The organism is Teichococcus oryzae (genome assembly GCF_008386565.1).
Taxonomy (GTDB): domain Bacteria; phylum Pseudomonadota; class Alphaproteobacteria; order Acetobacterales; family Acetobacteraceae; genus Pseudoroseomonas; species Pseudoroseomonas oryzae.
The window spans coordinates 118,242-132,789 of record NZ_VUKA01000003.1 but is presented as its reverse complement, the minus strand read 5'-3'; the positions used below and the strand labels follow the sequence as shown (position 1 = coordinate 132,789).

Genomic DNA, 14,548 nt, shown 5'->3' with positions numbered 1-14,548 from the left:
GGCTTAGGCTCTCCCTCATGGTCACCTTCGTTCAACCGCGCCGTTTCGCCCTCTTGGCCGCCGCCATGCTGGCCGGTTGCGCGGCGGGAGGGGCACCCGGCGCCGGCACCGTAAGCGGCCCGGCTCCCCGTCCCACCGCGGCCGGCGCCTATCTGGCGGGCCGCCTCGCCGCCGCTGAAACCGACACCGCCGCCGCCGCCGACCAGATGCTGCAGGCCCTGAGGCTCGCGCCGGATGAGCCGGAAATCCTCACCCGGGCCTTTCTGGCCACGGTGATGGATGGCCGGCCCGATGCCGTGCGGCTGGCCCGCCGCCTGCCGCAAAGCGAACTGGCCAACATGCTGCTGGCGGGCTCCGACGCGATGGCCGGACGCTGGGACCGGGCCGAGGCAAGGCTGCGGGACATGCCGCGCACCGGGGCCGCGCAGGTGCTGCAGCCGCTCCTGCTGGCCTGGGCGCAGGCGGGCGCCGGCCGCACCGAGGCGGCGCTGGCCACGCTGAAGCCACAGGTCGAGGGCAGCCGGCTGCGCGGCCTCGCCGCCCTGCACGCCGCCATGATCGCCGATATCGGCGGCCGCCCGCGCGAGGCCGAGCGGCTGGCGCGGCTGGCCCTGGCCGAGAGCCCCGAGGGCAATCTGCGCATGTTGCAGGTCATCGCCGGCATCCTGGACCGCTCCGGCAAGCCGGAGGAGGCCGCCAAGCTGGTGGACACCATCACCCAGGGTGGTGACGACATGGCGCTGCTGAACACGCCCGCGACGCGGCGGCGCCTGCTGCGGGAACGCGCCGTGACCTCCGCCGTGGAAGGCATGGCCGAGGCCGAGCTGGCCCTGGCCGGGGCGCTGCGCGGCCAGGGGGCGCCGGAGCTGACCCTGCTGCTGGCCCGCCTGTCCCTGCGCCTGCGCCCCAACTTCACCCCCGCCCTGCTGATCGCCGCCGATTCCATGGCGGAGGAGAAGCACCCGGACAGCGCCCTGGCCCTGCTGCGCCAGGTGCCGGATGACGATGCGCTGGCGCCCATCGTGGCGCTGCGCCGGGCCACGCTGCTGGATCGGCTGGACCGCCCGGATGAAGCGATCGCCGCCCTGCGCAGCCTGGCGCGGGAGCGGCCCGATGCCATCCAGCCCGCTGCCCGGCTGGGCGACCTGATGCGCGGGCGCGGCCGCTTCGCCGAAGCGGCCGAAGCTTATTCGGATGCTCTGGCCCGGGTGGGCGAGCCAGCGCCGCAATACTGGCCGCTGTTCTATGCCCGCGGCATCGCGCTGGAGCGCAGCGGCCGCTGGGATGCGGCGGAAGCCGATTTCCGCCGCGCCCTGCAGCTCTCGCCCGAGCAGCCTTATGTGCTCAACTATCTCGGCTATAGCTGGGTGGAGCGCGGCACCAATTTGGTGGAAGCCCGCCGCATGCTGGAGCGCGCCGCCGAGCTGCGCCCGCAGGATGGCAACATCGCCGACAGCCTGGGATGGGCGCTGTTCAAGCTGAACGACCTGCCGGACGCGGTGCGCTGGCTGGAAAAGGCGGTGGAGCTGGAATCGCGCAACAGCGTCATCAACGACCATCTGGGCGATGCCTACTGGGCCATGGGCCGGCGCCGGGAAGCCGAGTTCCAGTGGCGCCGCGCCCTGGCGCTCGACCCCGAGCCGGATGAGGCGCCGCGCATTTCCGCCAAGCTGCGGGAACGGCAGGCCGGGTCGCCGCCGGCCGGAACCGCGCGGTGAGCGAACTGGCGGAAGCGGCCCCCGCCAAGGTCAACCTGTTCCTGCACATCACGGGCCGGCGCGACGATGGCTATCACGAGCTGGACAGCCTCGCGGTGTTCGCGGGGACGGGCGACGTGCTGCGCTTCGCCGCGGCGCCGGAGCTGACCCTGGCGGTGGAAGGGCCGGAGGCCGCGGCCCTGTCGGCCGAGCCGGACAATCTCGTGCTGAGGGCCGCGCGCCTGCTCGCGGAGGCGGCGGGGATGCGGCCGCATGGCGCGCTGCGGCTGGAAAAGCACCTGCCGGTGGCTTCGGGCATCGGCGGCGGGTCGGCCGATGCGGCGGCGGCGCTGCGGCTGCTGAACCGGGCCTGGGGTCTTCACTGGCCGGAAGAACGATTGAGGCCGATGGCGGCGCGGCTGGGGGCCGATGTGCCGGTCTGCCTGTCCTGCCACGCGGCCCGCATGGGTGGCATCGGGGAGGTGCTGAGGCCAGCGCCCGCTCTGCCCATGGCCGGGATGGTGCTGGCCAATCCGCGCCGGCCGCTTTCCACCCCGGCGGTGTTCCGGGCCCGCACCGCCGGCGACTTCTCGGCGCCGGCCATGCTGCCCGCCGGCTGGAGCGGGGCCGGTTCCATGGCCCGGGATCTGGCCGCCTGCCGCAACGACCTGGAGCCGCCCGCCCTGGTTCTCTGCCCCGAGGTGGAAACGGTGCTGGCCGCCCTGCGGGGCCTGCCGGGCTGCCTGCTGGCACGGATGAGCGGCTCCGGCGCCACCTGCTTCGGCCTGTTTCCCGACCCCGCCGCCGCCGCGGCGGCGGCCGCCCTGTTGCCCGAGGCATGGTGGAGGTGGGGAGGGGGCTTTACGGAAGGGGTGCGCTCGCCTTATTCAGCGGCAGAGCCTGCTGGGGCGTAGCCAAGCGGTAAGGCAGCGGTTTTTGGTACCGCCATTCCCAGGTTCGAATCCTGGCGCCCCAGCCAATTTCCATTGGCTTCGACTCCCTCCCTTTCGGCCTGATGAAAAAACGCCGCGCGGCTATCCGGCGTCCCGCGCCAGCCATGCGAGCGCCGCCTCTGCCAACGCGTCCGCATCGCCACCGGAATCGAAAACCCGCCAGCCGGGCGGCGGCCGGATCGCAGCGGCCAGCTGGGCCCGCACCACGGCCGGCGTGGCATCCGAGGCATCCCCGCGCCGCGCCGCCACACGCTCCACCAGCACGTCCGGGGGTGCTTCCAGCCAAAGGCCCTCGAAGCGGCGGCCGGCCTGGCGCGCTGTCGCCTCCATGGCGGCGCGTTCCTCCGCGCCAAGGAACGCCGCATCCGCCACCACGGTGCTGCCCGCTTCCAGGCACAGGCGGGCGGTGTCCGCCAGCGCGGCATATATGGCGGCCCGTGCCTCCGGGGTGTAGGCCGTGGCGGGCAGGGGCTGCTCCGGCGGGCATCGCGCCATCCGCTTGCGCAGCATGTCGCTCCGCAACAGCCGGGCGCCCGGGGGCGGCGCCAGCCGGGGTGCCAGCCGGGCGGCCAGCCGGCTCTTGCCGGTGCCGCTGAGGCCGCCAATCGCGACCAGGCGCGGCTCCCGCGGCCGCAGCAGGTCGAGCGCCAGCGAAAGATAGGCGCGCGCATCCTGCAGCAACGCATCCTGGCCGGTGCGCCGCGCTGTGGCGGCGGTCACCTGGGCACGGATGGCCGCCCGCAGCGACAGGAAAAGCGGAAGGGCGGCCAGCCCCCCATCATCCCTGGTCCGGTCGAGGTAGCGGTTGAAGATCTGGTTGCCTTCCGAATGCAGGCCGCGATCCGCCAGATCCATCAGCAGAAAGGCGAGATCGTAGAGGATGTCGGTGCTGGCGAGGTCCGGATCGAACTCGATCGCGTCGAACAGGGTGGGGACGCCGTCGAGGACGCAGATGTTGCGCAGGTGCAGATCGCCATGGCAGGCCCGCACCTTCCCGGCGTGGCGCCGTTGCTCCAGCAGCGCCGCGTGGTCGCGCAGGGCGGCGCAGGATTGTGCGATCCAGGCTTCCACCATCTCCGCCGCGAAGCCATGCCCGGCTTCGGGGCGAAGATTGTCCACGGTGATGGCGCGGGCCCGGGCGATGCCGGCATGGCCGCCCTGCGCGGGCCGTGTGGGCGCCTGCTCATGCGCCTCGACGATCCGGTCGGCCAGCATGTCCAGCAGGGCAGAGGACAGGCCCTGCCGTGCCGCCAGGTGGTCGAGCTGCGCATCGGCCGCGAAGCGCCGCATCACCAGAAGCCAGTCCACCGCCTCGCCCTCGCCATCCAGCCGCAGCGTTCCATCGGGGGCGCGGTGGATGGCCAGTACCTCCCGGTAAAGATCCGGCGCAAAACGGCGATTGATGAACAGTTCCGCCTCGCAGGCGGCGCGGCGCTTATCCGGCGTGCCGTAGTCGAGATAGCTGTAGCGGACCGCCCGCTTCAGCTTGAAGGCGCGATCGCCCGACAGGAACACGATGGAAGCATGGGTTTCCACCAGTTCCGGCGTTCCGGGGCCGAGGATGCCCGGCCGGCGCAGGAAGTCGATCACGGCATGCTGCGGTTCGGTGTCCGGCAAGGCGAGGTCTCCGGCTGAAGGGCCGGCGGGCCGGCGGCCCACCCCGGCGAGGATGAGGCCGGAGCGATGGCAAGGGCAAGCCGGCCAGGGCGGCCGGGCCGGCCAGTGCCGGGGCCGGCGCGACATCGCGGGAAACCGCTCGTTGCGGGCATGAGTTGCTGCCGAGGAACGCCGACACCGCGCCGGCCCGTCGCGTCGTGACCGTCCGGCGGGTTCCAGGAATCCGCCGCCCACAGAATCAGCGCCGCCTCGATTGCGGCCGGGGAGAAGCAGCATGGACCCATCCAACCGTAAGTTGGCCGGCCTCGCCGCCAGCGTCGGGCTGGCCGCGGCCGGCGTGAAGCCGCGCCGGCGCGGCACCGATGCAGGCGCCGCAGGCTCCGGCGCGGGCGGCCAGGCCGCTGATCCCCATGGCAACCACGCCCAGGCACCGCAGGAACTGCCGGCCCGCGGCTGGTGGGAGGTGGCGAAGCGCACCGCCCTCCAGGTGTCCGAGGATCGTGTTCTCACCGAAGCCGCGGGCATCACCTTCTATGGCCTGCTGGCCTTGTTTCCGGCGCTGACGGCCCTGGTGTCGCTTTACGGCCTGGTGGCCGATCCCAACACCATTACGCAGGAATTGCAGCAGGCATCCGGCATCCTGCCGGCGGGCGGCATGCAGATCATCGAGGAGCGCACGCGCAACCTGGCCTCGCAACAAACCGGCGCGCTCGGCTTCGGCGCGGTGGCGGGCATCCTGGCGGCGTTGTGGAGCGCCAATGCCGGCACCAAGGCTTTGTTCGATGCCTTGAACATCGTCTACGAGGAAAAGGAAAAGCGCAGCTTCCTGTGGCGCACGGTCGTCACCATGAGCTTCACCCTGGCGGGCATCCTGTTCCTGATGCTGGCGCTCGCTTCGGTTGTCGTGCTTCCGGTGGTGCTGAACTTCATCGGCGGCGGCGGCGTGCTGGAATGGGCGCTGCGCCTCGGGCGCTGGCCGCTGCTTCTGGTGATCGTCACGCTGGCGCTGTCCTGCATCTATCGCTACGGCCCGAGCCGGGAGCGCGCGAAATGGCGCTGGGTGAGCTGGGGCGGGGCATTTGCCGCGGTTTCCTGGGTGATCTTCTCGATCGCCTTTTCCTGGTACGCGGCGAATTTCGGCAGCTACGACGAAACCTATGGCTCGCTCGGCGCGGCGATCGGCTTCATGACCTGGCTCTGGCTTTCCGCCACCGTTGTGCTGGTGGGCGCCGAGCTGGATGCGGAGCTGGAGCGGCAAACCGCCGCCGACACCACCACGGGGCCGGAACGTCCGATCGGCCAGCGCGGCGCTACCATGGCCGACACCGTCGCGGATGGCCCGAAGTGAACAGAATCGAGTCTCGCGCCGTCAACTGCGCAACTAGGCCTATCCCTCAATCATTCCGGACAGGCACGACGGATGCGCGCCTCGCCTGGGTGCGCACGATATCCGTCATCCCGCGGCACTGACCGCCGCCCGACGACCATCAGGAGATGGACATGGAACCTTCCAATCCGGAAACGAACCGACCGCCGGGCCCGTCTTCGACCACGCCTGGAACATCCGCCCAGACCCCTCCCCTGGGTGGCACGCGCAGCATGAATGAAGGCTCCACCACTGCGACCGATGTGAAGCAAGCGGCGCGGGACCTTCAGGCGGAAGGCAGCCGCGTCGCGCAAGATGTGGCGGAGGAGGTCAAGACCGCGGGCCGCGACGTTGCGGATGCCGCGCGCAGCAAAGCCGAATCCATGGCGGAGCAGGGCAAGGAAGCGGGAGCGCAGCAGGGCGAGGGGCTGGCCCAGGCCGCGCGGCGCATTGCCGATGACCTGCAGGAACGCTCGCCAGAGATCGCGCAGCATGTGCGCAGCGCGGCGGACAGCATCGAAAGCATGGCGCAATCCCTGCGGCAACGCAGCGTTGGCGATCTGATCCAGGAAATGAACGGCTTCGCGCAACGGCAGCCGGCGGCGTTCTTCGGCGTCGCCATGCTGGCTGGCTTCGCCGCTGTGCGCTTCGCCAAAAGCTCCTCCAGCATGTCGGGTTATTCCGGCATGTCGCACGGCGCCACGGCCCGCACCGCGCCGGAACGGGCGCCGGGATGGACAGGCCAGCCGACGCAGGGCGAGTTCAAGCCGGCGACATTGCCGGCCGCCACGCTGGGCGGCGCCGCGGCGCACCGGCCGGGCACCGCGATGCCAGGCAGCATGCCTGGTCCCGACACAGGGAGGGTTTGATGTCGCTCGACACCCAGAAATCCGTTCCGGACCTGCTGGCCGACCTGGTGCAGCAATCCTCCAGCCTTGTGCGCAAGGAAGTGGAGCTGGCGCGCACCGAGGTGGGTGAGAAGGTGTCCCGCGTCGGTGCCGGCGCGGCCTCGATCGGCGTCGCCGCGGCGCTGCTGATGGCGGGCGTGGTGATCCTGTTGCAGGCGGCGGTCGCGCTGCTGGTCAGCTTCGGCCTGTCCACACCGCTGGCCGGGCTGATCGTCGGCGGCGTCGTCGCCATCGTGGCCTACATCCTGCTGCGGAGCGGGATCAACCGCATCAAGGCGGACAGCCTGATGCCGACGCGCGCCGCGGAGCAGATTTCCCGCGATGCAACGATGGCGAAGGAGGCCGTGCGATGAGTGACCGCCAGCATGACAACCGCTCCACCGCCGAGATCGAGGCCGATGTGGAGCGCACCCGCGCCGATGTTTCGCAGACCATCGAGCAACTGCGCGAAAGCCTTTCTCCCGGCCAGATCATGGATCAGCTGGTGGATTACGCGCGCTCCTCGGGCGGGGCGGAATTCACCCGCAACCTGGGCGCGTCGGTGCGCGACAACCCTCTGCCGCTGCTTCTTGTGGGTGCGGGCATCGGCTGGATGATGCTGTCCAACCAGAACCGTTCGCACGGCACGGTGCATCGCGAGGTTTATCCGGGCCGGACGCCTTTGCTGCCCTACGACAATGCGCCCCGGAGCCCCTATACCGATCTGCATTCCGGTCCTTCCACCACCGACCGGATTTCCGGCGCCGCCGGGCAGGCGGCGGAAACCGTGCGCGGCGCCGCGGACAGCGCCGGGTCGGCGGTGCGTTCGGCCGCGAATGCGGTGCGGGACGCGGTCACGGGTGCCGCTTCCGCGGTTTCGGCCCAGGCTTCGAGCCTGGGGCAGCAGGTGTCGGACCACACATCGGCTGCCGGCGACGCCATGCGGATGCGCAGCCATGATGCGCGAGATGCCGCGTCGCGTGGGCTGGACACGGCCTATGGGCAGGCGAACTATCTGAGCAGCCAGATGCGCGACAGCTGGAACCGCGCGGGGCCGGCGCAGCCGCTGATCATCGGCGGCGTCGGATTGCTGATGGGCGCCGCCCTGGCGGCGATGCTGCCGCGCACCCGCACCGAGGACCGCCTGATGGGCGAAACCAGCGATGCGGTGCGCCAGCAGGTCGCCGAGGTGGCGCAGCAGCAATATGAGGAAGCCAAGTCGGTCGTCACCGAGCGGGCGGGCGAGGCGGCGGACGCGCTGAAGCAGAACAAGGATGCGGCTTCCGGCCTGCCCGATGCGGCGCGGAACACCTTGCACGGCGTGGCCGACGCGGCCGTCAAGGCAACCCGGGACCTGAGCGATGTCGCCAAGTCCGGTGTCGAGGACAAGAAGGATTCGGATGCAGACCGGAAGCCCGTGCAGCACGCCGGCCTGGGCAGCACCGCGCCGGGCTCCCCGGGCGGCGCGCCGCTGAAGCCCTGAGCCAGACCAGAATAACGGAAACAGGAAATACTGATGGCACAGCTTGAAGAGATGATGGTGGACCAGCTGAAGGACGCCTTCAGCGCCGAGAAGCAGGCCATCCAGGCCATGCGCAAGATGCTGCGCAAAGCCTCCGACCCGAAGCTCAAGCAGGGGATCGAGGCGCATATCGAGCAGAGCGAGGAACAGCGCGAGCGGGTTCAGCAGGCGCTGGAGAAGCTGGGCGCCCGGCCGGGGCGCAAGGTGTGCGAGGCCATGCGCGGCCTGGTCGAGGAAGCGCAGCATGAAATGGAGGAATACGACAAGGGCCCGGTGCTGGATCTCGTGATGGTCGCCAGCCAGCAGCGCATGGAGCATTACGAGATCGCCGCCTATGGCACCATGGTCGAGCTGAGCAAGGCCCTGGGGCAAAAGGATGTCGCCACGCTGCTGGCCCAGACGCTGGCGGAAGAGAAGCGGCAGGATGAGCTGCTCACCGAGGTGACGCGCGCCGACATCCTCCCGGCCGCCCTGGCCGAGGCGAAGGCGGGCTGAGCGGAACGCCAGCCCGGGCATCTGAACAAAGCCAACAACAGGAAAGACATCTTATGGTCACCATGGTTGGAACCGAGAGCACCTTCGGGAAGCTGGTGCAGAACCTGCTGCTGCTGGAACACGATGCCATCGCCGCCTATGAATCCACCATCGAGCGGCTGGAGAATGCGGAAGCGAAGCGGCAGATCGCCTTGTTCAAGGGCGACCACGACCGGCATGTGCAGGAACTGGAGCGCATCGCCACCAGCCTTGGGCAGGCCGTGACGGAAGGCGGCGACATCAAGCAGCTGCTGACCACCGGCAAGGTAGCCATGGCCAGCATCCTGGGCGATGCCGCCATCCTCAAGGCCATGCGCACCAACGAGGAAGACACGGTCACCGCCTATGAGCGCGCGGCCAAGCATCCCGAGGCCACGGCGGAAGCGCGCCAGATCTTCGAGCGCGCCCATCAGGACGAGCTGCGGCACCGGCAGTGGATGGAGGAAGCCTCCAGCCGCCTCTGACATCCTTGCATCCGCAACCGACACCGAGCGGCCGTTCCGGAGCACCGGAGCGGCCGCTTCCTTCGGCGGGCATGTGCTCCCGCCATCCCGCCATGGAAGCCGAGCCGGATGCGCTTCTGGCCGCCCGCCTGGTGGAGCGGGCCACCGAACAGGGCGGCGCCGGCGTCATCCATCTCGCCCGTTCCGAAGCGCGGGCCGCGCGCCTGCACCGCGCCGCCCTGGCCCTCGCGCCGGAGGTGGAGGTGCTGCTGCTTCCCGCCTGGGACTGCCTTCCCTATGACCGGGCCTCGCCCTCGCGCGCGGTGATGGGCGCGCGGATGGCGGTTCTGGCGGCGCTGTCCACGCCGCCCGGCGGGCCGCGCCTGCTGATCGCCAGCCTGCCCGCGGCCCTGCAACGCCTGCCGCCGCCTTCGGCGCTGAACAGCCTGACGCTGCGGCGCGGCGATCCGCTCGATCCCGCCGTGCTGGAAGCGGAGCTGCTGCGCCTCGGCTTCCACATTGACGCGCGGGTGGATGAGCCGGGGGAGGCGGCTTTGCGCGGCGCGGTGCTGGACCTGTTCCCCGCCGCGCCCGATGCTTTGCCCTGCCGTATCGAGCATGAAGACGGCCGCATCACCGCCCTGCGCCACTACGACCCGCTCACCCAGCGCGGCACGCAGGAAATCGAGGCGGTGACGATCGGTCCCGCTTCCGAGATCGTGGCGCCGGCCGATGTCGGGCTGCCCTTGCCGATCGGGGCCGAGCACGGGCTCGCCGGCTTCCAGGGCGAACTGACCTCGGTGTTCGCCCTGATGCCGGAAGCCGTGCTGGTGCAGGAGGCCGAGGTGGAGGCGCAGCGCCGCGGCCATGCCAGGGAGGCCGCCGAAGCATTCCGGGCGCGGCTCGCCCTCGGCGTGGGGGATGCGGAGGATGCCGTCGCGCCGCCGCCCAGCGAACCCTCGGCCCTGTTCCTGGATGATGCCGCATGGCGTGAGGCCTGTGCCGGCCGCGCCGTGCTGGTGCTGGAGAAGGCACCGGAGGACCCGCCCGGCGAGTTGCCCGCCCTGGCCTCGGCCCCAGAGCCGGAGGAAGCTTTCCTCGACCTGCTGGAGGAAGCGCGGGAGGCCGGGCTGCGCATCGCTCTGAGCGGCCCACCGCGTGCCGCCCGCGCCCTGGCGCGGCTGGCCGCCGAAAGGCTGGGGGAGCCGGCGCGGCTTTCCGGCTGGCTGGCCCTGCGCGATGCCGCGCCAGGCAGCTTCGGCCTGCTGGACGGCACCCTGCCGGCCGGGTTCCGCACGGCGGAGGCGCTGGTGGTCGCGCCCGCCGATGTGCGGCCATCCCTGGCGCGGCCACAGGAAGCCCCGCTGCCGTCGCTTGCCCTGGAGGCCGGCGCGATGCAGCCCGGCGATGCGGTGGTGCATCTGGAGCACGGCCTCGGCGCCCTGCGCGGGGTGGAAACGCTGGAGGTGGATGGCGTCACCCGGGATTGCCTGCGCCTGGATTATGCCGGCGGCGCGACCGAGCTCGTGCCGGCGGACGAGATGGACCGGCTGTGGCGCTACGGCGCGGAAGCGGAAAGCGTTTCGCTGGACCGGCTCGGCGGGGAGGCTTGGCTGGCCCGCCGCGCCGAGGTGGAGGCGCAGATCGCCGAAACCGCGCAGGCGCTGCTGCGGCGGGCGCAACAGCGCGATGGCCGCGCCGCGCCCACCCTGCGCCCGCCGCGCGCCGCGATGGAGCGTTTCGCGCGTGGCTTCCCCCATGCCCTCACGCCCGACCAGCTTTCCGCCATCGCCGACACCCTGCGCGACTTGGCCTCCGGCCGGCCGATGGACCGGCTGGTCTGTGGCGATGTGGGCTTCGGCAAGACGGAGGTGGCGATGCGCGCCGCCGCCGCCGCCGTGCTGTGCGGCTACCAGGTGGCGGTGCTGGCGCCGACCACCGTGCTGGTGCGGCAGCACCTGGAGTCCTTTCGCCGCCGCTTCGCGGGGCTCGGCGCCCGGGTGGAGGCGCTGAGCCGGCTCAGCGCCCCGGCCGAGGCGCGCGAAACCCGCGCGGGCCTCGCCAGCGGCGCGATCGACATCGCCATCGGCACCCAGGCCCTGGCCGCCAGGGATGTGCGGTTCGCGAAGCTCGGCCTGGTGATCGTGGATGAGGAACAGCGCTTCGGCGCCCGGCAGAAGGCCATGCTGCGCCGCCTCGGCGAACGGGGCGGGAAGGGGGAGGCCGCGCACAGCCTGGCCATGACCGCGACGCCGATCCCGCGCACGCTGCAGGGCGCGCTGATCGGGTTGCAATCCTTGTCGGTGATCGCGACGCCCCCGGCCCGCCGCCAGCCGGTCCGCACCTTGCAGGTGCCGGCCGATGACGCCGTGATCCGGGAAGCGCTGCAGCGCGAGCAGCGGCGCGGCGGGCAAAGCTTCATCGTTTGCCCGCGCATCGCCGATATCGCGCCGCTGCGCCAGCGCATCCGCCGGCTGCTGCCGCGGCTGAAGCTCCTGGAAGCGCATGGCGACATGCCGGCGGAGGAGATCGACGCCGCCATGGTCCGTTTCGCCGATGGCGGGGCGGATGCGCTGCTGTCCACCAACATCGTCGAAACCGGGCTCGACGTGCCGCGCGCCAACACCATGCTGGTCTGGCACCCGGACCATTTCGGCCTGGCGCAGCTGCACCAGCTGCGGGGCCGCGTCGGGCGCGGGCGGCCACGCGGCACCATCCTGCTGCTGCGGGACCCGGAGGCACCGCCCGGCGCCGCCGCCGCGCGCCGGCTGAAAACGCTGGAAGCGTTCGACCGCGTCGGTGCCGGCTTCGCCATCAGCGCGCGCGACATGGATCTGCGCGGGGCCGGCGACCTGCTGGGGGAGGAACAGGCGGGCCACCTGAAGCTGATCGGCATCGGGCTGTACCAGCACCTGCTGGACCGGGCGCTGCGGCAGGCGCGGGGCGAGGCGGTGGAGGAGGCGGCACCGCCGGAGCTTGCGGTCGGCATCAGCACCGGCATCCCGCGGGACTACATCGGCGATGACGCCCTGCGTGTCGAGGCGCATGTGCGACTGGCCGAGATCCTGCGCGATGACGACCACGCGGCGCTGGAGGATCTGGCGGCCGAGATCGAGGACCGGTTCGGCCCGCCGCCCGAGCCGGTGCGGCACTGGCTGGCCCTGGCCGGGCTGCGGCTGCGCTGCCGCCGCCTGGGCGTGCGCCGCCTGGAAGCGGGGCCGCAGGGCGTGGCGGCACAGCTGGACGGGGAGCGGCTGATCCTGCGCGAGCCGAGCGGAACGCCCGCCGAAAGGCTGCGGCTGTTGTTGCGGCTGCTCGACAATGTGCGCCGGCACCGCCGCAAGGCGCGCCGGGAAGCGGAAGCTTCAGCGACCGATGCCCCCGCCGCGCGTTGAAGCTCTACGGAATGCCCGGCACCGCCGGGCCAGCGAAGGAGGAATGCCCATGGTGGACACCACGCTGCTGCGCGAGGGGATGCCCCTGCTGAGCCAGGAGGGCGAGCTGATCGGCCGGGTCGAGCGGTTCGAGACCGGCCATGTCAGCCTGCTGGGGGTGGATGGCCGGCGCGGCGTCCTGCCGCTGTCGGAGATTTCCAGGGTGGAGGAGGACAAGGCCACCTGCCAGCTCCGGCACGCGGACGCGCTGCGGCTCATGAACAGCCCGGCCGGTGGCCGCCACACCGAAGCCTGAAGAAAAAGAGGAACCGATTTCATGCTGATGCGCAATTCCGCCCTGGTGCTGCTGCTGTCCCTTCCCCTCGCCGCGCCGGCCTGGTCCCAGGGCACGCTGGGGCAGGAGGTCGCCCCGAACCAGACCCAGGGCGAAACCAGCAAGACGCGCCCCGACCAGTTCCGGGACGAGGCGCCGCAACAGGCCCTGGACAGCCTGCAGGAATATGCCCGCGTGCTGGGCGAGGCGCGGGGGCGACTGGAGGCGGCGCTGGGCCGCAGCGGCGAGCAGCCTCCGGCCAACCAGCAGAACGCGATGACGCCGGCCTGGATGGACCTCAAGACGGCGGCTCAGAATGCCTACCAGACCGTGCGGCGGGCGCCCGGCGGCTTCCGCGGCGAAGCCACCTACAGCGACGCGGAACGCCAGTTGCGGCAGGAGCTGAACGCCATCGACCAGGCGACCGGGCCGGCCAATATCAGCGGCCCGGTCCGCAACATGCTGTCGCAGCTGGAGCGCCTGCAACAGGAAGTCGGCCGCCGCGCGGGGTAAAGCCCTGGGGCGGCCGACCGTCCATTGGCGGTCAGGCCGCCGCCGGGTAGTCCGTGTAGCCACGCGCGTCACCACCATAGAAGGTGGCGTGGTCCGGCTCGGCCAGCGGCTTGCCGGCGCGCAGCCGCTCCACCAGGTCGGGATTGCTGATGAAGGCGCGGCCAAAGGCGATCAGGTCGGCGCGGTCCTCGCGCCGCGCCCGCACCGCCAGGTCGAGGTCATAGCCGTTATTGGCCATGTAAAGGCCCTTGAAGGCCCGCCGCAGCGCCAGGAAGTCAAAATCCGGCGCCACGTCGCGCGGGCCGCCGGTGGCGCCCTCCACCACATGCAGGAAGCCGAGGTTGAAGCGGTTCAGCGCCTCCACCGCCGGGCCGAACACCGCCATCGGGTTGCTGTCGGCGATGTCGTTGGCGGGGCTGACCGGAGAGATGCGGAGCCCGACGCGCGTGCTGTCGAACACGGAGGTCACGGCCTCCACCACCTCCATCAGGAAGCGGATGCGGTTCTCCACGCTGCCGCCATAGCGGTCGGTGCGCCGGTTGGTCTTGTCGCGCAGGAACTGGTCGATCAGGTAGCCATTGGCGCCATGGATCTCCACCGCGTCGAAGCCGGCGCGCTTCGCCACCTCGGCCGCATGGCGGTATTGCGCCACGACGCCCGCGATCTCGTCGGTTTCCAGGGCGCGGGGCGTGACCAGCGGCTTGAAGCCGGCTTCGGTGAAGGCCTGCCCCTCGGCTGCGATGGCGGAAGGCGCCACGGGCAGCGCGCCGCCTTCCTGCAGGTCGGGATGCGAGATGCGGCCGACATGCCAGAGCTGCGCCGCGATCCGGCCGCCCTTGCCATGCACGGCGTCGGTCACCAGCCGCCAACCGGCTTCCTGCTCGGGGGAATGGATGCCGGGGGTGAAGGCATAGCCCTTGCCCTGGCGCGAGATCTGCGTGCCCTCGCTGATCAGCAGCCCGGCCGAGGCGCGCTGCGCGTAATATTCCGCGTTCAGCGGGCCCGGCACGTCGCCCTTTCCGGCACGGCTGCGGGTCAGGGGCGCCATCACGACGCGGTTCGCCAGGGTGAGGGCGCCCAGGGAAACGGGCTGGAACAGGTCGGCGGTGTCGGCGGGTCGGCTCATGGAGGCGTTCTCCTTTCGGATGTCGCGATGCAACATGGGCTGCCCGGCCCGCTGCGCGAGGGCCCGGCCCGCATGGCCACCATGCGCAGGGCGCGGCGCGGGGCGCGAAACTCTGTGTAACGCCGCTCATCCGAAGCGGCTCCTGCCGCGTTGAAGCGGAGACATTGCCAGTAATTCATCCG

The 14,548-nt window shown here is 71.4% G+C and carries 13 protein-coding genes and 1 tRNA gene; 12 read left to right on the top strand and 2 right to left on the bottom strand.

Features of this window, described 5'->3' with window-relative positions; all coding sequences use genetic code 11:
- Nucleotides 1-17: 17 nt before the first annotated feature.
- The 3 genes from F0Q34_RS09310 (at nt 18) to F0Q34_RS09300 (ending at nt 2,676) form a co-directional block, all read left to right on the top strand.
- Nucleotides 18-1,718: a tetratricopeptide repeat protein gene (locus F0Q34_RS09310; RefSeq protein WP_149811934.1), complete on the top strand. Its 1,701-nt coding sequence runs from the start codon at nt 18-20 to the stop codon at nt 1,716-1,718.
- Nucleotides 1,715-2,611 (top strand): 4-(cytidine 5'-diphospho)-2-C-methyl-D-erythritol kinase, encoded by an 897-nt coding sequence (locus F0Q34_RS09305; protein ID WP_149811933.1) that lies wholly within the window; start codon nt 1,715-1,717, stop codon nt 2,609-2,611. Before F0Q34_RS09310 ends, F0Q34_RS09305 begins: the two co-directional genes overlap by 4 nt.
- Nucleotides 2,602-2,676 (top strand) — tRNA-Gln (locus tag F0Q34_RS09300). Before F0Q34_RS09305 ends, F0Q34_RS09300 begins: the two co-directional genes overlap by 10 nt.
- Before the next feature lie 55 nt (nt 2,677-2,731).
- Here F0Q34_RS09300 and F0Q34_RS09295 read toward each other — a convergent pair.
- Nucleotides 2,732-4,267, bottom strand: coding sequence for a bifunctional aminoglycoside phosphotransferase/ATP-binding protein (locus F0Q34_RS09295; protein WP_149811932.1), 1,536 nt, complete (start codon nt 4,265-4,267; stop codon nt 2,732-2,734).
- Nucleotides 4,268-4,541: 274 nt separating this feature from the next.
- Here F0Q34_RS09295 and F0Q34_RS09290 point away from each other — a divergent pair, with 274 nt between their 5' ends.
- The 9 genes from F0Q34_RS09290 (at nt 4,542) to F0Q34_RS09255 (ending at nt 13,240) form a co-directional block, all read left to right on the top strand.
- Nucleotides 4,542-5,615 carry a YihY/virulence factor BrkB family protein gene (locus tag F0Q34_RS09290; RefSeq protein ID WP_149811931.1) on the top strand — a complete coding sequence of 358 codons (1,074 nt, stop codon included), beginning with the start codon at nt 4,542-4,544 and terminating at the stop codon, nt 5,613-5,615.
- A 251-nt stretch (nt 5,616-5,866) separates the two neighbouring features.
- Nucleotides 5,867-6,502 (top strand): hypothetical protein, encoded by a 636-nt coding sequence (locus F0Q34_RS21765; protein WP_161600814.1) that lies wholly within the window; start codon nt 5,867-5,869, stop codon nt 6,500-6,502.
- Nucleotides 6,502-6,894 carry a phage holin family protein gene (locus F0Q34_RS09285; protein ID WP_161600813.1) on the top strand — a complete coding sequence of 131 codons (393 nt, stop codon included), beginning with the start codon at nt 6,502-6,504 and terminating at the stop codon, nt 6,892-6,894. Before F0Q34_RS21765 ends, F0Q34_RS09285 begins: the two co-directional genes overlap by 1 nt.
- Entirely contained in the window at nt 6,891-8,003 is a 1,113-nt protein-coding gene (locus tag F0Q34_RS09280) for a DUF3618 domain-containing protein (protein WP_149811929.1), read from the top strand. The genes F0Q34_RS09285 and F0Q34_RS09280 overlap by 4 nt, the downstream gene beginning before the upstream one ends.
- A 33-nt stretch (nt 8,004-8,036) precedes the next feature.
- Nucleotides 8,037-8,537 (top strand): YciE/YciF ferroxidase family protein, encoded by a 501-nt coding sequence (locus F0Q34_RS09275; RefSeq protein WP_149811928.1) that lies wholly within the window; start codon nt 8,037-8,039, stop codon nt 8,535-8,537.
- Between the two features lie 53 nt (nt 8,538-8,590).
- Nucleotides 8,591-9,040: a DUF2383 domain-containing protein gene (locus F0Q34_RS09270; RefSeq protein WP_149811927.1), complete on the top strand. Its 450-nt coding sequence runs from the start codon at nt 8,591-8,593 to the stop codon at nt 9,038-9,040.
- A gap of 92 nt (nt 9,041-9,132) precedes the next feature.
- Nucleotides 9,133-12,414, top strand: a complete 3,282-nt coding sequence (locus tag F0Q34_RS09265) for a DEAD/DEAH box helicase (protein WP_161600812.1) — start codon at nt 9,133-9,135, stop codon at nt 12,412-12,414.
- A 49-nt stretch (nt 12,415-12,463) separates the two neighbouring features.
- On the top strand, nt 12,464-12,709 hold the full coding sequence (locus F0Q34_RS09260) for a hypothetical protein (RefSeq protein WP_149811925.1): 246 nt from the start codon (nt 12,464-12,466) through the stop codon (nt 12,707-12,709).
- A 21-nt stretch (nt 12,710-12,730) separates the two neighbouring features.
- Nucleotides 12,731-13,240, top strand: a complete 510-nt coding sequence (locus F0Q34_RS09255; RefSeq protein ID WP_149811924.1) for a hypothetical protein — start codon at nt 12,731-12,733, stop codon at nt 13,238-13,240.
- Between the two features lie 31 nt (nt 13,241-13,271).
- On the opposite strand, the gene F0Q34_RS09250 is transcribed toward F0Q34_RS09255, so the two are convergent.
- Complete coding sequence (locus F0Q34_RS09250; protein ID WP_149811923.1) at nt 13,272-14,366, bottom strand: alkene reductase; 1,095 nt, start codon at nt 14,364-14,366, stop codon at nt 13,272-13,274.
- Nucleotides 14,367-14,548: the final 182 nt, after the last annotated feature.

Coding starts and splice junctions, on each gene's coding strand:
- F0Q34_RS09260 (WP_149811925.1), top strand. CDS start 12,464: ATGGTGGACACCACGCTGCTGCGCGAGGGGATGCCCCTGCTGAGCCAG.
- F0Q34_RS09265 (WP_161600812.1), top strand. CDS start 9,133: ATGGAAGCCGAGCCGGATGCGCTTCTGGCCGCCCGCCTGGTGGAGCGG.
- F0Q34_RS09290 (WP_149811931.1), top strand. CDS start 4,542: ATGGACCCATCCAACCGTAAGTTGGCCGGCCTCGCCGCCAGCGTCGGG.
- F0Q34_RS09285 (WP_161600813.1), top strand. CDS start 6,502: ATGTCGCTCGACACCCAGAAATCCGTTCCGGACCTGCTGGCCGACCTG.
- F0Q34_RS09270 (WP_149811927.1), top strand. CDS start 8,591: ATGGTCACCATGGTTGGAACCGAGAGCACCTTCGGGAAGCTGGTGCAG.
- F0Q34_RS09275 (WP_149811928.1), top strand. CDS start 8,037: ATGGCACAGCTTGAAGAGATGATGGTGGACCAGCTGAAGGACGCCTTC.
- F0Q34_RS09280 (WP_149811929.1), top strand. CDS start 6,891: ATGAGTGACCGCCAGCATGACAACCGCTCCACCGCCGAGATCGAGGCC.
- F0Q34_RS09250 (WP_149811923.1), bottom strand. CDS start 14,366: ATGAGCCGACCCGCCGACACCGCCGACCTGTTCCAGCCCGTTTCCCTG.
- F0Q34_RS09310 (WP_149811934.1), top strand. CDS start 18: ATGGTCACCTTCGTTCAACCGCGCCGTTTCGCCCTCTTGGCCGCCGCC.
- F0Q34_RS09255 (WP_149811924.1), top strand. CDS start 12,731: ATGCTGATGCGCAATTCCGCCCTGGTGCTGCTGCTGTCCCTTCCCCTC.
- F0Q34_RS21765 (WP_161600814.1), top strand. CDS start 5,867: ATGAATGAAGGCTCCACCACTGCGACCGATGTGAAGCAAGCGGCGCGG.